The sequence below is a fragment of the Nocardia jiangsuensis genome, from assembly GCF_042650385.1.
GTDB classification, from domain to species: Bacteria; Actinomycetota; Actinomycetes; order Mycobacteriales; family Mycobacteriaceae; genus Nocardia; species Nocardia jiangsuensis.
The window spans coordinates 105,140-126,578 of the sequence record NZ_JBHSAX010000013.1; the positions used below are offsets into that span (position 1 = coordinate 105,140).

Sequence of the window (21,439 nt, forward strand, 5' to 3'; positions counted from 1 at the left end):
CCCGCGGTCGCGGGTCGAAGGACGTCTCCATGCAGCAGCTCACTCCCCCGGTCACTCGCGCCCCCGACGGCTCGTTCGAGCTCTCCGCGGCGCAGCTCGGGATCTGGTTCGCGCAGCACATCGCCGGCGCGACGCCCATCTCCATCGCGCAGTACGTCGAGCTGAACGGTGCCGTGGACGTCGCCGAGCTGGAGCGCGCGGCGCGCCGGGCCGGCCGCGAGTTCGGCACCGGCTACCTGCGGATCGGGGAGGCCGACGGCAGGCCGTACCAGCTGGTCGACCCGACCCTGGACGACAGCTTGGAGCTGCTCGACCTGCGCGCCGAGCCGGACCCGGAGGCGGCGGCGCAGGCGTGGATGCGGGCCGAGTACCGGGCGCCGCTCGATCCCGCCACCGACCGGCTGGTGCACGTCGCGGTGCTGCGGATCGCCGAAGACCGCTGGTACTGGTACTCGCGCATCCACCACCTCGTACTGGACGGCATGGGCGCGCTGGCCATGGTGCAGCGCACCGGCGAGCTGTACAACGCGGCGGTGGACGGCGTCGAGCCGCCCGCCGCCAAGGCCGACGACCTGCGCACGATCGTCGCCGCGGACCGCGCCTACCGCGCGTCCGGCCGCTTCGAGACCGACCGCGAGTACTGGCTGGAGCACCTGGCCGGGATGGCCGACCCGGTGAGCCTGGCCGGGCGGGTCGCCGCGGTGGACGGCCACCCGAGGCTCGTCTCCGGCGCGCTGCCGGAAGCAACGGCCGCGCTGCTGGATTCGGTGGCGGCGGCGGTGAACTCCGGTGCCGCCCCGACCATGGTCGCCGCCTTCGGCGCCTACCTGGCCGCCATGACCGGCGCGCCGGAGGTGGTGCTCTCGCTGCCGGTCTCGGCGCGCACGAAGGCGAGCCTGCGCCGCTCCGGCGGGATGATCGCCAATGTGGTTCCGCTGCGGCTCGCGGTGGGCCCGGCGACCACGGTGGGCGCCGTGATCCGGGCCGCGCAGGGCGAGCTGACCGGTGCGCTGCGCCGCCAGCGCTACCGCCAGGAGGACATCTTCCGCGACCTGGGCCGTGCCATGGACGAGGCGGTCTCCTTCGGCCCGTCGGTGAACCTCATGATGGTCGACACCAGGATCCGGCTCGGCGCCGTGACCGGGCGGCTGCACGTGCTCACCTCCGGGCTGATCGACGACCTCTTCGTCAACCTCTACCCCGGCGTCGGCGGCGAGAGCACGCACATCGACTTCCAGGGCAACGCCAACCTCTACAGCGCGGCCGAGCTGGCCGCGCAGCACCGCCGCTTCCTGCTCTTCCTGCACCGCTTCCTGGCCGCCGGGCCGGAGGCTCCGCTGGCCGGGCTCACCGTGCTCACCGCTGCCGAGCGCGCGGAGCTGGCACCGCGGCGCGGTACCCCCGGCCCCGTCGTGCAGACGCTGCCCGAGATCATCTCCGCCGGGATCGATCTGGACCGGAGTGCCGTCGCGCTCACCGGGGACGGCACTTCGCTCACCTACGCCGAGCTGGACGCCCGCACCGCGCAGCTGGCCCGCGAGCTCGTCGCCCGCGGGGCCGGGCCGGAACACGCCGTCGCGGTGTCGATCCCGCGCTCCGTCGACTCCGTGCTCGCTACCCTCGCGGTGGCGCGCACGGGTGCCGCCTTCGTCCCGATCGACCCCACCTACCCGGCCGACCGGATCGAGCACATGCTCTCCGACAGCGGCGTGGTGACCGGCGTGACGGTCGCCGCCGCGCTGCCCGGCCGGATCGACTGGCTGGTGCTGGACGATCCCGCCACCGCGGCCCGGATCGCCGGGCACAGCACCGAGCCGCCCGCCGTCCGGGTGCATCCGGACCAGGCCGCCTACGTCATCTACACCTCGGGCTCCACCGGGCTGCCCAAGGGCGTCGTGGTGCCGCACCGCGGCCTGGCCGGGCTGGTCACCGGCTCCGGCGACGGCTTCGGGGTCACCGCCGACTCGGTCGTCGCCCACGCGGTCTCGCCGAGCTTCGACATCTCGGTGGAGGAGATCCTGGTGACGCTGGCGCGCGGCGCCACGCTCGCCGTCGTCCCGCCGTCGGCCTACGCGGGCGAGGAGCTGGCCTCGGTGCTGCGCGGCCACGGCGTGACACATCTGAACGTCACCCCGACCGTGGTCGGCTCGCTCGACCCCGCCGCGCTGCCCGCACTGCGCACCGTCGTGGTCGGCGGCGACGCCTGCCCGCCCGAGCTGGTGACCCGCTGGGCCGGCCGCGCCCTGCTGAACGGCTACGGCCCCACCGAGACCACGGTCACCGCGACGCTCACCGGGCCGCTCGGGCCGGACGCCCCGGTCACCATCGGCACCCCGCAGCCGGGGGTGGCCGCGGTGGTGCTCGACCCCTGGCTGCGCCCGGTGCCCGCGGGCACCACCGGCGAGCTGTACCTGGCCGGGCCGGGGCTGGCGCGCGGCTACCACCGCCGCACCGGGCTCACCGCCGCCCGCTTCGTGGCGAATCCGTACGCCGCGGGCGAGCGCATGTACCGCACCGGCGACCTGGTGCGCTGGACCGAGCGCTTCGAGCTGGAGTACCTGGGCCGCGGCGACTTCCAGGTGAAGGTGCGCGGCTTCCGGATCGAGCTGGGCGAGATCGACGCGGCGCTGCACCGGCATCCCGAGGTCGAGTTCGCGCTCACCGTCGGGGCCGAGACCCCGTCCGGGGCGACCGCGCTGGTCTCCTACGTGCTGCCGCGGCCGGGCACCGCGCCGCATCCGGAGGCGCTGAAGGCGGCCGCCGGGGAGTCGCTGCCCGCGTACATGGTGCCGTCGGTGGTGCTGCTGCTCGACCGCGTCCCGCTGACTCCGCTCGGCAAGGTGGACCGGAAGGCGCTGCCCGCGCCCGATTTCGGCGCGGGCGCGCGCACCGGCCGGGCGCCGTCGACACCGCGGGAGGAGCTGCTGGCCCGGCTCTTCGCCGAGGTGCTCGGGCTCGAGTCGGTCGGGGTGGACGAGAGCTTCTTCGCACTCGGCGGCGACAGCATCGTCTCCATCCAGCTGGTGTCGCGGGCCAAGGCGGCCGGGCTCGGCTTCGGCGCCCGCGACGTGTTCGAGCGCAAGACCGTGGCCGCGCTGGCCGCCGTCGCCACCGACGTCACCGCGGTCGCGGTGCGCGAACTGCCCGGCGGCGGAACGGGTCCGGTCGAGCCGACCCCGATCGTGCACGCCATGCTCGAGGGCGGCCACTGGCGGCGCTTCGGCCAGGCGGTGCTGATCGGGCTGCCCGCGGGCACCGACCTGGCGCCCGCGCTGCGGACCCTGCTCGACCACCACGACCTGCTGCGCTCGACCCTGCGCCGGGACCCGGACACCGACGGCTGGACCTGGGATGTCGCCGCTCCCGGCGCGGTCGACGCCCGCGACCTGATCGAGACCGTGCCCGGCGAGACCGATCCCGACGCCGCGCTGGACGCCGCCGCCGACCGGCTGGATCCGGAGCGCGGCGTCGTCGTCCGGGTGGTCGTGGTCGAGCGGGACGAGCCGCTGGCCTGGCTGGTGCTGCACCACCTGGTCACCGACGGCGTCTCCTGGCGCATCCTGCTCCCCGACCTCGCCACCGCCGCGCTCGGCGGCACGCTCGCCCCGGTCGGCACCTCGTTCCGGCGCTGGGCGCACGGCCAGCGCGAACACGCCGCAGGCAGGGCTGCCGAGCTGCCGGTCTGGCAGCGCATCGCCGCCACCGACGACCCGCCGATCGGCTCCGCGCCCTTCGACCCCGCGCTGGACGTGGTCGGCACCATGGCGCGGGAGCACACCGTCGTCGCGCCCGCGCTCGCCGACGCCGCGCTCGGCGCCACCGCCGAGCGGTTCCACTGCGGCCCCGACGACGTGCTGCTCGCCGCGCTCGCCCTGGCGATCACGCGCTGGCGGGATCGCCGCACGGCGGTCGTCACCCTGGAGGGCCACGGCCGCGCCGAATCGATCCTGCCCGGCGCCGACATCACCCGCACGGTCGGCTGGTTCACCACCGTGCACCCGGCCGCGATCGACCTGACCGGCATCGACCCCGCCGACCCGGGCGCGGCGCTCAAGGCCGTCAAGGAGCAGCTGCGCGCGGTGCCGGACAGGGGCATCGGTTACGGCATGCTGCGCTACCTGAACCCGGCGACCGCACCCGCGCTCGCCGGGCACCCCGAGCCGCAGATCAGCATGAACTACCTGGGCCGGGCCGACACCGACGGCAGCGGCCCCTGGCTGCCGCGCCGGTTCGCCGCCACCCAGGACGACCGCGCGCCGCTGGCCGCCGCGCTCGACATCAACGCGGTGCGCACCGCGGCCGGACTGGAGGTCACCTGGGCCTACGCCGCCCGGCTGCTCACCGCCGCCGAGGTCGCCGAGCTGGCCGCGCTGTGGGAGGCGGCGCTGCGCGCGCTCGCCGCCGCGGAGACCGGCGGGCGGACGCCGTCCGACTTCCCGCTGCTTACGCTCGACCAGCCGCAGATCGAGAGCTGGGAGCGCGAATATCCCGCGCTCACCGACGTCTGGCCGCTCTCGCCGCTGCAGTACGGGCTGCTCTTCCACGCCGTCTACGACACCGACACCGCCGACGGCTACACCGTGCAGTCGCTGCTCACCCTGGCGGGCACCGTCGACGCGGCCCGGCTGCACGCCGCCGCGCAGGCGGTGATCGACCGGCACGAGAACCTGCGGGTTGCCTTCGTGGAGACCGCGGACGGGCCGCGGCAGCTCGTCGTCGCCGCCGCCGAGGTGGGCTGGCGCGAGCTCGACCTGGGCGCGGTGGCCGACCCCGAGGCCAGGCAGCGCGAGCTGGACCGGATCGTCGCCGTCGACGCCCGCACCCGCTTCGAGCTGACCCGCCCGCCGCTGGTCCGCTTCACCCTGGTCCGGCTGCCCGGCGACACCTACCGGCTGATCCTCACCAACCACCACCTGGTGCTCGACGGCTGGTCGACGCCGTTGCTGGTCCGCGAGCTGCTCACGCTCTACGTCACCGCGGGCGACGCCGCCGCGCTCCCGCCCGCGCACTCCTACCGCGAGTTCCTCGCCTGGCTGGCCGAGCGCGACGACGCCGCCTCGCTCGCCGCCTGGACCGAGTCGCTGGCGGGCATCGACACCCCGACCAGGGCGCTGCCGAGCCTGGCCGGGATCGAGACCACCGAGACCGGCGCGGTCACGCTGGAGCTGCCGCGCGCGACCGTCGCGCGCTGGGAGAGCACGGCCCGCGCCGCGGGCGCCACGGTGAACACCCTGGTGCAGGCGGGCTGGGCGCTGCTGCTCGCCATGCTGACCGGCCGCACCGACGTGGTCTTCGGCGGCACGGTCTCCGGGCGGCCGCCGGAGCTGGCCGGCGTCGAGGAGATGATCGGGCTCTTCATCAACACGCTGCCGGTGCGGGTCCGGCTGGACCCGGCCGAGAGCGCGGCCGCGCTGCTGGCCCGGGTGCAGGCCGAGCAGGCGCGGCTGCTGGATCACCAGCACGTCGGGCTGGCCGCCATCCACGAGGCGGTCGGGCTGGCCGAGCTCTTCGACACGCTCACCGTCTTCGAGTCCTACCCGATCGACCGGGCGGCGCTCTCGCAGGCGCTGGACATCGCCGGGATGCGGGTGCTCGACGTGGCGGGCACCGACGCCACCCCGTACCCGCTCAACCTCATGGTGATCCCGCAGCGCGGCGACGACGGCGACACCCTCGAGGTCACGCTCAAGTACCTCACCGGGCACCTCGCCCCCGATGCCGCGCGGCCGCTGCTGGAGCGCTTCGTCCGGATCACCGACCGGCTCGCCGCGCGGCCGGACGCCCCGCTCGCCCACCTGCGCACCTGCGACGACACCGAACTGGCCGCGCTGGCCCCGGTACGCGGCCCCGCGGGGGTCCCCCCGCGCACCCTGCCCGAGCTGCTCACCGCGGGCGCCGCGCTCGACCCCGATGCGATCGCGGTGCGCGCGGGCGACCTGAGCATGACCTACCGCGAGCTCGACACCTGGTCCAATCGGTTCGCGCGGATGCTGCTGCGCCGCGGCATCGGCCGCGAGGTGTTCGTGATCCTGGCGCTGACCCGCTCGCTGGAGTCGGTGGTCGCGGTCTGGGCGCTGGCCAAGACCGGCGCCGCCTTCGCCCCGCTGGACCCGAACCACCCGGTGGAGCGGATCGAGCACATGATCACCGACTCGAAGGCCCCGATCGGCGTCACCGTCACCGCGACCGGCGAGACGCTGCCGAGCACCATCGACTGGCTGCTGCTGGACGACCTGAACACCATCCGCCGGGTGATGACGGTCTCCGCCGACCCGATCACCGACGCCGAGCGCGGCGGGCCGATCTTCCCGGACCAGACCGCCTACCTGATCTACACCTCGGGCTCGACCGGCAAGCCGAAGGCGGTGCTGCTCAGCCACCGCGGCATCGCGAACATCGTCGCGTACCAGCGGGAAACGCTCGGCCACGACCCGGCGACCAGCGCGCTGCAGGTGGCCTCGCCGAGCTTCGACGCCTCGGTGTACGAGCTGCTCAGCGCGCACGCCTCCGGCGGGCGGCTGGTGGTCTCGCCACCGGAGGTCTACGGCGGCGCGGCGCTGGCCGAGCTGCTCCGCGCCGAGCGGGTGACGCACGCGGTGATCACCCCGTCCGCGCTGGCCACCATGGAGCCGGCCGGGCTGGAGGAGCTGCGGGTGCTCGTCGTCGCGGGCGAGGCCGCGACCCCCGAGCTGCTGGAGCGCTGGGCGCCGGGCAGGCGCATGGTGAACGAGTACGGCCCCACCGAGTTCAGCATCTGGGCCACCGGCCCGGCCGAGCTGGTCGCGGGCGAGCGGATCACCATCGGCGGGCCGATCCGCGGCGCCGCGGCGGTGGTGCTGGACGGCTGGCTGCGCCCGGTTCCGATCGGCGTACCGGGCGAGCTGTACCTGGCCGGGCCCGCGCTGGCCCGCGGCTACTTCAACCGGTTCGGGATGACCGCGGCGCGGTTCGTCGCCGACCCGTACGGCGAGCCGGGCAGCCGCATGTACCGCACCGGCGACATGGTGCGCTGGACCGAGCGGCACGAGCTGGAGTACCTGGGCCGCAGCGATTTCCAGGTGAAGATCCGCGGGCTGCGGATCGAGCTCGGCGAGATCGACGCGGTGCTCGCCGGGGACGAGCGGGTGGAGTACGCGGTCACCGTCGGCCGCGCCGGGCCGGCCGGGGCGACCGTGCTGGTGTCGTACGTGCTGCCCGCCGCGGGCGTTCCGCTCGACGTCGAGCTGCTGCGCGAGCGGGTGGCGGCGGTGCTGCCGGGGTACATGGTGCCCGCGTACGTGGTGGTGCTGGACGCGATCCCGCTCACCCCGGTCGGCAAGCTGGACCGGGCCGCGCTGCCGATCCCGGACTTCACCGACGCCCGTCCGTACCTGGCGCCGCGCACCCCGGTCGAGGAGGCGGTGGCCGCCGTCTTCGCCGAGGTGCTGGAGGCCGAGCGGGTCAGCGCCGACCAGTCCTTCTTCGAGCTGGGCGGCAACTCGCTGAGCGCCACCAAGGTGGTGGCGCGGGTGAACGCGGCGCTCGGCGCGCGGATCGCGCTGCGCGACCTCTTCGACGCCCCGACCGTCGCGCAGCTCGCGGCGCGGGTGGTGCCCACCGCCGAGGCAGGCGGCGGGCGCGCGCTCGCCGCGCGGGTGCGGCCGGACCGGATCCCGCTCTCCCCCGCGCAGCAGCGCATGTGGGTGCTGAACCGGATGGATCCCGGCTCGCCCGGCTACAACATCGCGGTCGCGCTGCGGCTCACCGGCGCGCTGGACACCGCCGCGCTGCGCGCCGCCTTCGGTACCGTCGTCGCCAGGCACGAGAGCCTGCGCACCGTCTACCCGCAGGACGCCGAGGGCGCCCGCCAGGTGGTGCTCGACGCCGCCGACGCCACCCCCGAGGTCGCGCTGCGCGACGTGGCGCCCGCCGCGCTGCGCGCCGAGATCACCGCCGCGGCGGCCGTCGGCTTCGATCTGGCCGAGCAGACGCCGCTGCGCGCCACCGTCTTCCGGCTCGCGCCGGAGACGCACGTGGTACTGCTCGTCGTGCACCACATCAGCGCCGACGGCGCCTCCATGGCCCCGCTCGCCGCCGACCTGGTCACCGCCTACGCCGGGCACACCGCCGGGAGCGCCGCGACGGCGCCGCCGCTGCCGGTGCAGTACGCGGACTTCGCGCTGTGGCACCGGGAGCTGCTCGGCACCGAGTCCGACCCGGATTCGGTCGCGGCGCGCCAGGTCAGGTTCTGGACCGACGCGCTGACCGGCGCACCGGACGTGGTCGAGCTGCCCGCCGACCGCCCGCGCCCAGCGGTGCAGTCGCTGCGCAGCGCCGACCTGGACTTCACCCTGGACCCGGCGCTGGCAGGCGCGCTGCGCGAGCTGGCAGCCGCGCACGGCGCCAGCCTGTTCATGGTGGCGCACGCGGCGCTCGCGGTGCTCACCGCGCGGCTCGGCGGCACCGCCGACGTCGTGATCGGCACCCCGGTGGCCGGCCGCGGCGACCGTGCCCTCGACGACCTGGTCGGCATGTTCGTGAACACCCTCGCCCTGCGCACCCCCGTCGACCCCGCCGCCACCTTCGGCGAGTTCCTGGCCACCGTGCGCGGCATCGACCTGGATGCCTTCGCGCACGCCGACGTCCCCTTCGAGCGGCTGGTGCAGGTGCTCGACCCGGCCCGCTCGACCGCGCACCACCCGCTCTTCCAGGTCACGCTGAGCCTGCAGAACTACGTGGCGCCGGTGCTGGAGCTGCCCGGCCTCCGGGTCGAGGTGGAGGACTTCGACCGCGGCTCCTCGCAGTTCGACCTCACCGTCGACCTGCGGGAACACGCGGACGGGCTGACCGGTGTCCTCACCTACGCCACCGACCTCTTCGACGAGCCGACCGCCCGCGCCCTGATCCGGCGCTGGCAGCGCATCCTGAGCACGGTCACCGCCGCACCCGGCGTCCGGATCGGCGATATCGACCTGCTCGACGCGGCCGAGCGCAGCGAGCTGGCCACCGTCGCCGGCCCGGAGACCGTGCGAACGACAACACTTCCCGCGCTCCTCTCCGGCACCGCCGACCGCCACCCGGACCGCCCGGCCGTGATCGCCGACGGCGCCACGCTCACCTACCGCGAGCTGGCCGAGCGCGGCACCCGGCTGGCCCGGCTGCTGCGCGGCGCGAACACCGACTCGGTGGTGGCGCTCGGGCTGCCGCGCGGCGCCGCGCTGCTCACCGGGGTGTGGGCGGCCGCGCTGGCCGGCGCCGCCTTCCTGCCGGTGGATCCGAAGCACCCGGCCGAGCGGATCGCACACATGCTCACCGATTCCGGCGCCCGCACCGGCATCACCCTCGCCGCGTACCGGGACCTCCTGCCGGACACCGTCGACTGGCTGGTCCTCGACGACCTCGGCGACCGGCCGGAGGCCGCGCTGCCCGCCGTGCACCCGGACGACATCGCCTGGCTGATCTACACCTCCGGCTCCACCGGCACCCCCAAGGGCGTCGCGGTCGCGCACCGCGGTATCGCCGACCTGGTCGCCGCGCAGCGCGAGCTGCTCGGCCTGGACGAGACCGCCCGGGTGCTGCAGGTCGCCTCGCCGAGCTTCGACGCCTCGATCTTCGAGGCGCTCATGGCCTTCGGCCACGGCGCCGCCGCGGTGGTGTCGCCGCCGGAGGTGTTCGGCGGTGCCGCGCTGGCCGAGCTGATCGCCGCCGAGGCGGTGAGCCACCTGGTCATCACGCCGTCGGCGCTGGCCACCATCGACCCGGCCGCGGTGCCCGGCGTGCGGGTGCTCGCCGTCGCCGGCGAGGCCGTCGGGCCGGAGCTGGTGGCGCGCTGGGCGGCCGGGCGCGACCTGGTGAACCTGTACGGCCCGACCGAGAGCACCATCTGGGCGACGGCCTCCGCGCCGCTCACCGCGGGCGAGCCGGTGACCATCGGCTCCCCGATCCGCGGGGCGTCGGTCCTGGTCCTCGACGACCGGCTGCGGCCGGTACCGGTCGGCGTCGCGGGCGAGCTGTACCTGGCCGGACCCGCGCTGGCGCGCGGCTACCCCGGCCGCCCCGGGCTCAGCGCCGCCCGCTTCGTCGCGCACCCGTTCGCGCCGGGGCGGCGCGCGTACCGCACCGGCGACCTGGTGCGCTTGACCCGCGCGGGCGCCGGGCTGCGGCTGGAGTACATCGGCCGCACCGACTTCCAGGTCAAAGTGCGCGGTCAGCGCATCGAGCTCGGCGAGATCGACGCCGTGCTCGGCCGCATCGACGGCGTGCGCTCGGCGGTGACGCTCGGCGTGCCAGGCCCCGGCGGCACCGCGCTCGCCGCCTACCTGGTGCGCTCCCCCGGCGCCGAGCTGGACACCGCGCGGGTGCGCGCCGCCGCGGCGGAGACGCTGCCCGGCTACATGGTGCCCGCCGCCTTCGTCGTCCTCGACGAGCTGCCGCTCACCGCCGTCGGCAAGCTGGACCGGAAGGCGCTGCCCGCACCGGAGTTCAGCACCGAGCGCGCCGGATATCGGGAACCGGCGACACCGACCGAGAAGATCCTGGCCGAGGTCTACGCCGAGCTGCTCGGACTGGACCGGGCCGGCGCCGACGACTCCTTCTTCGCGCTCGGCGGCGACAGCATCCTCGCCATCCAGCTGGTGTCGCGGGCCAAGCAGCACGGCGTCACCTGCACGCCGCTGCAAGTCTTCGAGCACCGCACGGTGGCCGCGCTGGCCGCCGCCGCGGACGCGAGCGGGCCCGCGGTGGTGCTGGACGAGCTGCCCGGCGGCGGGGTCGGCGAGTTCCCGCTGCCGCCGATCGGCCACTACATGCTGGAGCGCGGCGGCGACCACCGCCGCTTCGCGCAGACCGCCGTGCTCGACCTGCCCGCCGGAATCGACCGGGCGGGCATCGTGGCCACGCTCGCCGCGGTGCTCGACCGGCACGACATGCTGCGTGCCAGGCTGGTCGCGCACGGCGAGCCGCGGGTGCTGGTCGCCGAGCCCGGCTCGGTCCGGGTGGACGGACTGCTGCACCGGGTGCGCCACAGCACCACCGACCCGATCGAGCTCCGCGAGCACGCGGCGAGCGAGCTGGACGCGGCGCTGGACCGGCTCGACCCGGGAGCAGGCACCGTGCTGCAGTTCGTCTGGCTCGACCCGGAGTCCGGCACCGGCCGGCTGATCATCGTCGCGCACCACCTCGTCATCGACGGCGTCTCCTGGCGCATCCTGATCCCGGACCTGATCGGCGCCTGGGCGCAGGTCTCGGCGGGTGCCACCCCGGTGCTCGCCGAGACCGGGACCTCGGTGCGGCGCTGGGCCACCGCGCTCACCGAGGAGGCGCACAGCGCGCACCGCACCGCCGAGCTCGGGCACTGGCAGGCGGTCGCCGCCACCCCGGACCCGCTGCTCGCCCGCCGCCCGCTCGATCCCGCGATCGACACCACCCGCACCCTGCGGCTGCTCGACCGCGAGGCCACCGCCGAGGTCACCGCCGCACTGCTCACCACGCTGCCCGGCATCTTCGGCGGCGGCGTGGAGGACGCGCTGCTCGCCACGCTCGCGCTCACCCTGCTGCGGCTGCGCGGCGGCACCGACCCGGTGCTGCTCCGGCTGGAGGGGCACGGCAGGCAGGAGGAGGTGATCCCTGGCGCCGACCTCTCCCGCACCGTCGGCTGGTTCACCAGCCTCTACCCGGCGCGGCTCGACCTCACCGGGATCGACCTCGCCGAGGCACTCGCCGGCGGCCCCGCCATGGGCGCCGCCATCCGCGCCACCGCACGGCAGCTGCGCGACATCCCCGACAGGGGAATCGGTTTCGGGCTGCTGCGCTACCTGAACGCGGAGACCGCGGCGCAGCTCCCGGCCGGGCTGCCCGGCCAGGTCAGCGTGAACTACCTGGGCCGCTACGCCGCCGCCGACATCCCGGCCGGGCTGGACGGGCTGGGCTGGCTGCCCACCGACGCGCTCGGTGACCTGCATGCCGGCGAGCACCCGGACGTGCCGCTGCAGTCGGTGATCGACATCAATGCCCTCGTCGTCCGCGACCGGCTGCAGATCACCGTCGGCTACCCCGGCGAGCTGCTCGACGAGCCCTTCGCGGCCCGGCTGGCCGATCTCTGGCTGGACACCCTCGCCGCGGCCGCCCGTTTCGCCGGCTCCGACGCGGCCCGCGCGTTCACCGAGACCGCACCGGCCCCCGTCGGCTCCGGACTCGGCCTGGACGTGGTGCTTCCGATCCGGACCGACGGCACCGAGCCCGCGCTGTTCTGCGTGCACCCCTCCTCCGGCATGGCCTGGACCTACCTCGGCCTCGCCGACCTGCTGGCGCCGGGCCGCCCGATCTACGGGCTGCAGGCGCCGGATCTGAGCGGGCGCGAGCCGTCGGCGCGCTCCATCGAGGAGTTCGCCGACCGCTACGCCAGGGAGATCCGCGCGCTGCAGCCGGAGGGGCCGTACCACCTGCTCGGCTGGTCGTTCGGCGGGCTCATCGCACACCACGTGGCGACGAAGCTGCGCGAGCAGGGCGCCGAGCTCGGCGTGGTCACGCTGCTCGACGCCGACACCGCCGATCTCGACGGCGACAGCTTCGAGCCGCTCACCCCGGGCGCGTTCGTGAACGCCTTCGGTTCGGTCTTCGGCATCGACGACGTCCCCGCCGACGCCACCGCGGAGCAGGCCGCCGAGCACATCAGGGAGCGGCTCGGCATCGCGCTGATCGACGCCGGGACGCTGGAGCGGCTGGCCGGCTCGCACAATGCCTCCGCGCACACCAGGACCGGCTACCGGCGCCCGGTGTTCGACGGCGACATCGTGTACGTCTCCGCCACCGTCGACAGCTCGGAGATCTTCGGCGCCGAGAACTGGCGGCCCTACGTCACCGGCGCCATCACCAACCACGACGTCGCGGTCACCCACGACGAACTCACCGCACCGCACGCGCTCGCCATCGTGGCGCGCGTGCTCGATCACCACCTGGGAGGCCAGCGATGACCCACGGCGTCGTCGTCAGCGGAATCGAGAAGTCGTTCGGTTCCGTACGAGCACTGCGCGGCATCGACTTCCACGCCGAGCCCGGCGAGGTGCTCGGCATCCTCGGGCCGAACGGCGCGGGCAAGACCACCACCGTCAACATCCTCTCCACCCTGATCGAGCCGGACCGCGGCCGCGCGCTGGTGGCCGGGCACGACGTGGTCGCCGACCCGGCCGCGGTGCGCCGCTCGATCATGCTCACCGGCCAGTACGCCGCGCTCGACGACATGCTCAGCGGGCACCAGAACCTGGTCATGTTCGGCCGGTTGATGGGGCTGCGCAAGCGCGCGGCGCGGCTGCGCGCGGACGAGCTGATCGGCGAGTTCGGCCTGGAGCGTGCCGCCGGCCGGCCGGTCGGCACCTACTCCGGCGGCATGCGCAGGCGCATCGACATCGCCTGCGGGCTGGTGGTGCGGCCGGAGGTGGTGTTCCTGGACGAGCCGACCACCGGGCTCGATCCGCGCAGCAGGCAGGGGGTGTGGGACCTGGTCGCCGGCTTCAAGAAGGCCGGGATCACCACCCTGCTCACCACCCAGTACCTGGAGGAGGCGGACGCGCTCAGCGACCGCATCATCGTCATCGACCAGGGCCGGGTGATCGCCGAGGGCACCGCCGATCAGCTCAAGTCGCGCACCGGCGGCAGCTACTGCGAGATCGTCCCGCTGAGCACCGCCGACCTGCCCGCGGTCGCCCGCGCGCTCGGCACGCTGCTGCCCGAGGACCGCTACCCGGGCCCGGACGCCGACCGGATCGCCATCCCGGCCCCGGACGGCGCCAAGACGCTGGCCGAGGCGCTGCGCAGGCTGGACGGCGCCGGGGTCGAGCTGGTCGACATCGCGCTCCGCCGCCCCTCGCTCGACGATGTCTTCCTGCAGCTCACCGGCCACCTCGCCACCTCCGTCGAGGTGACCGCGTGACCGCCGCGACCGGCGCCGCCTGGCTGGCGCGCGCGGGCGCGGCGCCGCGGCGGGCACAGCAGTGGTGGGTGCTCACCGCCCGGCTGGTCGCCCCGGCGCTGCGCTCCGGCGAGGTGATCACCTCGGTGCTGGCGCCGGTCACCTTCACGGCCAGCTTCTACATCCCGTTGAAGACCATCATGACCTTCGCCGGAACCGGTTTCAGCAGCTACGCGCAGTACCTGATGCCGCTGGTGATCCTGCAGGCGGCCGCGTTCACCGCCGTCTCGGCGGCGTTCCGGGCCGCCTCCGACGCGGTCTCCGGGCTGAACCGGCGCTGGGGCTCGATGCCGGTCGGCCCGCTGGTGCCCGCGGCGGCGCGCATGTCCGGCAACGTGTTCCGGCTGGTGGTGGCGATGCTCACGGCGGTGGTGTGCGGGCACGTGATCGGCTTCCGGTTCTACACCGGCGCGGCCGACACCGCGGGCTTCCTGCTCTTCTCGCTGCTCATCGGGGTCGCGCTGTGCCTGGGCGCGGACGTCATCGGCACCGCGTCGCGCAGCCCGGAGGCGACCGCGCAGGCGCTGGTGCTGCCGCCGCTGATCTTCGGCATGCTCTCCACCGGGCTGGCCCCCGCGGCGCAGTTCCCCGGCTGGGTGCAGCCCTTCGTGCGCAACCAGCCGGTCTCGCAGTGGGCGGCCGCGCTGCGCGCGCTGGCCGGCGACTCGCTGCCGAACGCGGGCGCCGTCACCTGGTCACTGCTGGCGCCGCCGCTGGCCTGGGCGCTCGGCATCGTCGCGCTCTGCGTCCCCCTTTCCGTCCGGCTGAGCCGCAGGAGGGCCTGATGATTCCCACCGCGACCCCGGCGCCCGTCGCCGAGTCCTCGCTGTTCGCCTTCGGCGCGCACACCCTGATCCAGACCCGGCGGCTGCTGATGCGCTGGGTCCGCAACCCGGTGTCGCTGCTGGAGACGCTGATCGTCCCGTGCCTGCTGCTGGTCATGCTCGACACCGTGATCGGCGGGCAGATCCGCCGCTTCACCGGCAGCGAGGCGCTCTTCGGCTCGGTGCCGCTGGTCGCCGTCGTCGGCGCGCTCTCCGGGGCGGTGGCGGGCGGCATCCTGCTCGGCCGGGAGCGCGACGCCGGGCTGCTGGCCCGGTTCTGGGTGCTCCCGGTGCACCGCGGCTCCGGGATCGCCTCCCGGATCCTGGCCGAGGGCTGCCGCATTCTGGCGGGCACGGTGGCCATCGTCGCGGTCGGGTACCTGCTCGGCTTCCGGTTCCAGCGCGGGCTGCTGCCGTCGCTGGCCTTCTTCGGCGTCCCGGTGCTCTTCGGACTCGCCTTCGCCACCCTGGTCACCGCGGTCGCGGTCTTCACCGCGAAATCCACGCTGGTGGAGGGGATCACCATCGTCACCTCGCTGATGATGTTCTTCAGCACCGGCTTCGTCCCGCTGGCCGCGTACCCGCAGTGGATCCAGCCGGTGGTGCGCAACCAGCCGCTCTCCGCCGCGGTGGACACCATGCGCGCACTCGCCGAGGGCGGTGCGCTGGCCCGGCCGCTGACGCTGACCGTGGCGTGGTCGCTCGGCGCGATCGTGGTCTTCTCGGTGCCTGCGGCGATCGGGTACCGCCGGGCGAGCAGGTGCTGAGCGGCTCGATCCGCGGCGGCCCCGGGGCCGGGCACAGCGAGATCCCGTGCGCCGGAACGCGGCAGCGCCACGACCTCGTTCGCCGATCGGCCGGTCGGCGTTTCGCTCAGCCGACCGGGCCCGGCCGCGGTTCGATCCGGCCGGTCGCGCCGACCGCGAGCGAGATGCCGTGCCGGACGCCGGACGCCGGGTCGGCGACATCGAGCAGGTAGAACCAGTCCATCTGCGCCTGCCCGGCGTCCACGTGCAGCACGCCGTACCCGTGCGCGGTCATCTCCAGGTAGCGCAGGTGCCGATTGACCTCGCGCACCGCGTGCTCCGCGGCGACGACGCCGCCGCGCGCCGCGGGCCCGGCGATATCGCCCGGGCTCTGCGAGGTCACCGACGGCACCACGAACTCCGCGCCCGCCACCGGCCCGGCCGGGTAGGCCGCCGCGTCCAGCGGGAGGTCGGCGGCCCAGGAGCTGTGGATGTCGCCGGTGAGGAAGAGCACCCCGCCGGCCCCGCCGTCGTGCACGGCGCGGAACAGCCGGTTCCGGTCGGCGGTGTAGCCGTCCCACTGGTCGGCGTTGATCGGGATGCCGCCCGCCGGGATCCCGATCGTCCTGGCCAGCCCCTCGGTCACCGCGGGCTCTAGCGGCGGGACGAGCACCGGGGCGATCATCACCGGGTTGCCGACCAGCTTCCACCGGACCGGCGCGGACGCCAGCCCGCCGATCAGCCAGTCCAGCTGCTCGCGGCCGGTGATGCTGCGCTCCGGCGCGTCGACGTCGCGCCACCCCGCGCCGGGGCGCACCTGCCGGTCGCGGTGGCTGCGCAGGTCGAGCAGGGAGAGCTCGGCCAGCGTGCCGAAGCGGAGCCGCCGGTAGAGCCTGCCGTCGGCGGTGTCGCGCACCGGCATCCACTCCCGGTACGCCTGCCTGGCCGCCGCGCGCCGCGCCGCCCAGTCGCCCTCGGTGGCGGGGTCGTGGTTCTGCGCGCCGCCGGACCAGGCGTCGTTGGCGGTCTCGTGGTCGTCCCAGGTGGCGATGAACGGCACCGAGCCGTGGAGCAGCGCGAGGTCGGGGTCGGTCTTGTACTGGCCGTGCCGGATCCGGTAGTCGGCGAGCGTGGTGAGCTCGTGCTCCGGATCGTGTGCGCGCACCGCGCCGCCGCGGCCACCGAACTGGCCGCGCTCGTACTCGTACAGGTAGTCGCCGAGATGCAGCACGGCGTCCAGGTCGCCGCGGGCCGCCAGGTGCCGGTAGGCGCCGAAGTACCCGGCCTCCCAGTTCGAGCAGGAGACCACGCCGAAGCGGAGCCGCTCGGGGGTGTCGGCGGCGGCGGGGGCGGTTCTCGTGCGGCCGGTCGGCGAGGTGGCGCCGAGCGCGGTGAAGCGGTAGCGGTAGTCGGTGCCGGGGGCCAGGCCGGATGCGTCGATCTTCACGGTGTGGTCGGAAGCCGCTGTCGCCGTCGTGGTTCCGGCGGCGACGACGGCGCCGAAGGAGTCGTCGCGGGCGACCTCCCAGCGGACGGTGACGTCCGGGCCGCGGTTCGAGCCGGGGGTCGCGTCCGGGGCCGGGGTCACCCGGGTCCAGAGGATCACGCCGGTCGGCAGCGGGTCGCCGGAGGCGACACCGTGCGCGAACACCGGCGTCTGCGCGACGGCGCGCGCGGTCCCGGCGAGAACGGCCGCCGCCGCGACCGCACCGCCCTTCAGCACGGTCCGGCGGCCGACCGGCGGCCCCTCGATCGCTGCTCCCACGTTTCCCCATCCTCGACGGTCGAGCGCCGAAACGCCAGCGGCGGGATCGCGGGGCGGCGCACCTGCGGATCTGCTACCTTCCGAATGTTCGCCGGGGCGGGTCGTCGCGCGCCGGCCCCTCGCGCGGGAGTCCGTCATGTCGTTCCTGAACAAGCTGCTGAGCTCCGGGCACACCGTCACCCGGCTGATGGACCTGGTGGACAAGGCGCCGCAGTGGCGGTCCCAGCTCCTGTCCAAGAAGAACGAGTTCACCAGCGGCGCCTTCCGGGACGCGGTGATGGGAATGTGCGCGCTGGTCGCCGCCGCCGACGGGACCATCACCGCCGCGGAGCGCGCGCAGGTCGCCGGGCTCATCACCGGGGACTCGGTGCTCGACAACTTCCCGGCCGAGCAGCTGCGCACCCTGTTCGACGGCAACTGCGACCGGCTGGTCCAGGACCCCGCCTTCGGCCGGGCGCACGTGCTGCAACAGATCACCAAGGTGGCAGGCAAGCCGGAGCAGGCGCGCGCGGTGGTGCAGATCGGCATCATGATCGCGAACGCCGACGGCACGCTCTCCCCCGCCGAGGTGCACGCCGTGCGCGACGCCTGCGCCGCGCTCGGCATCCCGCCCATGCTGGAGCTGCCCCGCTAGGGCCCGGTCCGGATTCTCCGCAAACCGCGGGCACACGCGCAGCGAATCTCCGGTATGGCACGCTCGGAGCGGTCAGCGCCCGGTGCCGTGCGCCCCGACGACCGACGGAGGAATCCATGAACACCCGCCGAACCGCCCGCTTCCGCGCCGCAGGCACCGCCGTGGCCGCCGCCCTCGCGCTCGGCCTCGGCGCGGCACCCGCGCACGCGGCCCCGACGCCGACCGTGGTGCTGGTGCACGGCGCCTTCGCCGACTCCTCGGGCTGGTCGGACGTGGCCGACCGGCTCACCGCGGACGGCATCCCGGTCCGCACCTTCGACACCCCGCTGCGCGGCATCGCCAACGACTCCGCGAAGCTCACCGAGTTCCTGGCCGGGATCGACGGCCCGATCGTGCTGGTCGGCCACTCCTACGGTGGCGCCGTCATCACCAATACCCACGACCCGGACGTCACCGCCAATGTCTTCGTCGCCGCCTACGCGCCGCAGCGCAACCAGCTGCTCGCCGAGCTGGTGAACCCGATCGCGCACCCGGGCAGCCTGCTGCTCCCGCCCGCCCTGCTGGTGAAGCCGGTCGCCGACCCGGCAGGGCCCGCCGGGGTGAACCTGGACGCCTTCGTCACCGAGCCGTTCTTCCGCGAGGTCTTCGCCCAGGACGTGGCGCCAGCGAAAGCCGCGGAGATGTACCGCAACCAGCGCACCCTCGCCGCCACCGCCAACCTCGAGCGCACCGGCGACCCGTCCTGGGCGGACACCCCGAGCTGGTACCTGGTCTCCGGCGCGGACCGGGTGATCCCGCCCGCGCTGCAGCGCGAGACCGCCGAGCGGGTGGCGCCCGGCCGGACCCGCGAGGTCGCCGCCTCGCACGCCTCCTACGTCTCGCAGCCGGACGCCGTCGCCGACATCGTGCGCGAAGCCGTGCTCGCGGCAGGCTGACCGGGCGAGCCGCCGGCCACCTTGTGGTCCCGCTCGGACTCACACCTCGGTGCACGCTGGTAGCGTGGACGGCCGCGCCGTGCGGCGCGACGAGAGGATGACGAGTTCGTGGAAGCCGTTTCGGCGCCGTGGTCCGAGCCGGGGCTGCCCCGGCGCCGGATCGAGGGGCTGCCGGTCCCGTGGATCACCCCGGTCTGGTGGGGCGCCGCCGATTGGAAGTGCGTCGACACCGACCGCCTGCGCCGCTGCCAGGCCGAGTGGCTCTGCCAGGTCTGCGGCGACCCGCTGCCGGAGCGCGCCTGGGTGATCGTCGAGGCGGGCGACTGGGTGCTCGGCGACGCCGCCATGCACGAGACCTGCCTGCGCATCGCCCGCCGCTGGTGCCCGCACCTGGACGGCCTCGGCTGCCCGCTGGTCCAGGTCGGCCGCGCCGGCATCCTGGCCGGGGGCAGGCGGCTGAGCGAGATCGCCGACTACGGCGCCGAGGAACTCCGCTGGACCCTGGCATCCTGAGCCGAGATCAGTCGCCGATCACCGGGCGGAAGTGCTCGACCACGGGGAACGGGTCGTAGAAGTGGTGCAGCAGCGCCTTCCACTCCGCGTACTCCGGCGACCCGCGGAACCCCACGGTGTGCTGCTCGATCGAATCCCACAGCACCAGGAGCAGATACGTGGTCGGCGTCTCCGCGGAGCGGGACAGTGTCAGCCCGCGGAAGCCGGGGCTGCCCGCGATGAGCGGGCGGGCCCGGGCGAAGGCCGCCTCGAACTCCGCCTCGCGGCCGGGGCGGACGGGCAGCAGGGCATGTTCGGTGATCACCGGTCAACGGTGCCACGTGCTCCCGGTTCCGGGCAGGTCGCGGGGGATCTTCTCGGCGAGGGGCGGACGATCGGGAGGGCAAACATATGTCGACAGCCCGTTCTTCTGCTCGCGCCGGAGTCGGCCCGGTGGCCGTTGGTGCTGCTCGCCACGGCGGCCACCGTGATCGCCGCGCGGGCGGGCCGGCCCGGAGGAAGCGGTACTCGACTCAGAGCCCGCCCAGCCGGGCCAGCACCTCGAAGGCGGCGTCGTCGGCACGCCAGAGCGCGTCGATCTCGGCGCGCGCCGCCGGGGCGGTGGCCGGGTCCTGCAGCGCGAGGCCGTTGCCGAAGATCAGGACATTGGCGCCGGCATCAGCGGCGCGCAGCAGGGCGCCGCTGCCGACACCCGCGCCGAGTACGCGATCCAGCCCCTCGCCGACGAAGTAGAAGCGCCAGAGCGGGCCGAGGTCGCCGCCGTAGACCTCGCGGGTGCCGTCCACGATGAGCGAGCCGTGCCGCGCGATGGCGTCCACGATGAGGAAGTGGTCACCGGCGTTCGCCACCGTCGCGCCGGTCGCCGCGACGGCGTAGGCGAGATCGACCGCGAGATGGGCGTTGTACCCGGCCATGGCGACCCGGGCGGCGGAGAGTTCGCACTGCCGGGTCAGCGCGAAGTAGTGCGCCCACTGCGGGTCGACGGGCCCGCCGGTGAGCTCGCCGTGCAGGTTGTCCAGGAAGCGGGAGAGCAGGTCGAGGCTGATCCGGTGCGCCCAGTCCGGGTCGGCGAAGGCGGCCGGGTCGCGCTGCAGCGGCATCACCGCCCGCTGCTCGACAGCGTCCAGCCCGAGCGTGAAGACTCCGCGCCGATCCCCGTGCCGCACCAGCGTTTCGCTGATCCGATGATGCCGCTCGACCGCCGTCTCCAGCCGCTCCAGCGGCGGCCCCGCCAGCGTCGCGGTGTCCGACCAGGCCACCAGGTCGGCGTACTCGCCCGCGCCGAACGCCGTGCCGCACACCGCCTCCGGCGCGGCCGCCGCGACCGGCGCGGTCAGGATCGTCGCGCAGAGCGCGGTGAGCACGAGCAGGAGCATCCGGCCGATCATGACCGCGACGCTACCGTCCGATGGACGCGTTCGCGCAACTGATGACCCCGTTCCGAGAGACCCCCTTCGAGTTGTCTCGGTACGGTTTCGGGTCCAAATCCCAGCGAGTGGACGAAACGAATGATGCCGCATCGGACTCGCAGCCGAGAGCAATTGCTCAGGACGTCTCGAAACGATTGTTGTTGTGAGACGAACTGTTGGCGACTACGGGGGACAGATCGTGAGAACGGACGACGTACACGTCGGATCGCGATGGGATCCGATCGTTCCAACGATCCGCGGGGGTCGGCACGTGGAGTTCTTCCCGACCGTTCCGCTCGCTCGGACCGAAGGCGGCCGAGCCACCATTCCGGCCTTCCGGCCGACAACGGTGCGATGTCCACGCGACGCGAGTGGATCGGCGCGCAACGGTCTTTCGACGAGTACAACGCGAATCCCGACTGTGAATCCGCCGGATTCTGCGCGCTGAGCGTTGACTCACCGCCTTCGACGCCAAACTACGGCGACGTCGCGGTCTTCTACCGCACCAGCAACAACTCGCGCGCCCTCGAGGAGACCGGGTTCCTCGCCCAGGCGGGCACCGAGCTCACGGCCGCGCTGTGCGCGGCCCGAGGTCCCGAGGCCGACCCGCGGTGGCCGCCCGGCGCGCGACCCTGGTGATCGCGACCCTGCGCGGCCAGCTCCTCGAC

11 protein-coding genes are annotated in these 21,439 nt (G+C 74.5%); 8 read left to right on the plus strand and 3 right to left on the minus strand.

Going from position 1 to position 21,439, the window contains the following annotated elements; all coding sequences use genetic code 11:
- Window positions 1-29 precede the first annotated feature (29 nt).
- Genes ACFO0B_RS12110 through ACFO0B_RS12125 form a run of 4 tightly spaced genes read left to right on the plus strand, consistent with a single transcriptional unit; the run spans window position 30 to window position 15,536 of the window.
- The gene (locus ACFO0B_RS12110) at window positions 30-12,950 is read left to right on the plus strand and encodes an amino acid adenylation domain-containing protein (protein WP_378612492.1); all 12,921 of its coding nucleotides are present in this window, start codon (window positions 30-32) and stop codon (window positions 12,948-12,950) included.
- On the plus strand, window positions 12,947-13,906 hold the full coding sequence (locus ACFO0B_RS12115) for an ATP-binding cassette domain-containing protein (protein WP_378612493.1): 960 nt from the start codon (window positions 12,947-12,949) through the stop codon (window positions 13,904-13,906). The genes ACFO0B_RS12110 and ACFO0B_RS12115 overlap by 4 nt, the downstream gene beginning before the upstream one ends.
- On the plus strand, window positions 13,903-14,730 hold the full coding sequence (locus tag ACFO0B_RS12120) for an antibiotic transporter (RefSeq protein WP_378612494.1): 828 nt from the start codon (window positions 13,903-13,905) through the stop codon (window positions 14,728-14,730). The genes ACFO0B_RS12115 and ACFO0B_RS12120 overlap by 4 nt, the downstream gene beginning before the upstream one ends.
- On the plus strand, window positions 14,730-15,536 hold the full coding sequence (locus ACFO0B_RS12125; RefSeq protein WP_378612495.1) for an ABC transporter permease: 807 nt from the start codon (window positions 14,730-14,732) through the stop codon (window positions 15,534-15,536). The genes ACFO0B_RS12120 and ACFO0B_RS12125 overlap by 1 nt, the downstream gene beginning before the upstream one ends.
- A gap of 106 nt (window positions 15,537-15,642) precedes the next feature.
- Here ACFO0B_RS12125 and ACFO0B_RS12130 read toward each other — a convergent pair whose 3' ends face one another.
- A complete protein-coding gene (locus tag ACFO0B_RS12130) occupies window positions 15,643-17,280 on the minus strand; it encodes an alkaline phosphatase D family protein (protein ID WP_378612496.1) in 1,638 nt (545 codons plus the stop codon).
- Window positions 17,281-17,416: 136 nt separating this feature from the next.
- On the opposite strand from ACFO0B_RS12130, the gene ACFO0B_RS12135 reads away from it, so the two are divergent.
- The 3 genes from ACFO0B_RS12135 to ACFO0B_RS12145 all read left to right on the plus strand — a co-directional run bounded on the left by ACFO0B_RS12135 (window position 17,417) and on the right by ACFO0B_RS12145 (window position 19,362).
- Window positions 17,417-17,914 carry a tellurite resistance TerB family protein gene (locus ACFO0B_RS12135; protein WP_378612497.1) on the plus strand — a complete coding sequence of 166 codons (498 nt, stop codon included), beginning with the start codon at window positions 17,417-17,419 and terminating at the stop codon, window positions 17,912-17,914.
- Between the two features lie 116 nt (window positions 17,915-18,030).
- Window positions 18,031-18,849, plus strand: a complete 819-nt coding sequence (locus tag ACFO0B_RS12140; RefSeq protein WP_378612498.1) for an alpha/beta fold hydrolase — start codon at window positions 18,031-18,033, stop codon at window positions 18,847-18,849.
- Window positions 18,850-18,957: 108 nt separating this feature from the next.
- Complete coding sequence (locus ACFO0B_RS12145) at window positions 18,958-19,362, plus strand: hypothetical protein (RefSeq protein ID WP_378612499.1); 405 nt, start codon at window positions 18,958-18,960, stop codon at window positions 19,360-19,362.
- 7 nt (window positions 19,363-19,369) lie between these two features.
- Here ACFO0B_RS12145 and ACFO0B_RS12150 read toward each other — a convergent pair whose 3' ends face one another.
- A complete protein-coding gene (locus ACFO0B_RS12150; protein ID WP_378612500.1) occupies window positions 19,370-19,666 on the minus strand; it encodes an antibiotic biosynthesis monooxygenase family protein in 297 nt (98 codons plus the stop codon).
- Between the two features lie 208 nt (window positions 19,667-19,874).
- Window positions 19,875-20,750 (minus strand): DUF5995 family protein, encoded by an 876-nt coding sequence (locus ACFO0B_RS12155; RefSeq protein ID WP_378612501.1) that lies wholly within the window; start codon window positions 20,748-20,750, stop codon window positions 19,875-19,877.
- A 375-nt stretch (window positions 20,751-21,125) separates the two neighbouring features.
- Here ACFO0B_RS12155 and ACFO0B_RS12160 point away from each other — a divergent pair, with 375 nt between their 5' ends.
- Window positions 21,126-21,410 (plus strand): hypothetical protein, encoded by a 285-nt coding sequence (locus ACFO0B_RS12160; RefSeq protein ID WP_378612502.1) that lies wholly within the window; start codon window positions 21,126-21,128, stop codon window positions 21,408-21,410.
- The last annotated feature ends 29 nt before the right edge of the window (window positions 21,411-21,439 follow it).

What these genes read in the sequence shown, in the direction of transcription:
- ACFO0B_RS12125 (WP_378612495.1), top strand. Translation starts at nt 14,730, where the DNA reads ATGATTCCCACCGCGACCCCGGCGCCCGTCGCCGAGTCCTCGCTGTTC.
- ACFO0B_RS12110 (WP_378612492.1), top strand. Translation starts at nt 30, where the DNA reads ATGCAGCAGCTCACTCCCCCGGTCACTCGCGCCCCCGACGGCTCGTTC.
- ACFO0B_RS12140 (WP_378612498.1), top strand. Translation starts at nt 18,031, where the DNA reads ATGAACACCCGCCGAACCGCCCGCTTCCGCGCCGCAGGCACCGCCGTG.
- ACFO0B_RS12115 (WP_378612493.1), top strand. Translation starts at nt 12,947, where the DNA reads ATGACCCACGGCGTCGTCGTCAGCGGAATCGAGAAGTCGTTCGGTTCC.
- ACFO0B_RS12160 (WP_378612502.1), top strand. Translation starts at nt 21,126, where the DNA reads ATGTCCACGCGACGCGAGTGGATCGGCGCGCAACGGTCTTTCGACGAG.
- ACFO0B_RS12135 (WP_378612497.1), top strand. Translation starts at nt 17,417, where the DNA reads ATGTCGTTCCTGAACAAGCTGCTGAGCTCCGGGCACACCGTCACCCGG.
- ACFO0B_RS12155 (WP_378612501.1), bottom strand. Translation starts at nt 20,750, where the DNA reads ATGATCGGCCGGATGCTCCTGCTCGTGCTCACCGCGCTCTGCGCGACG.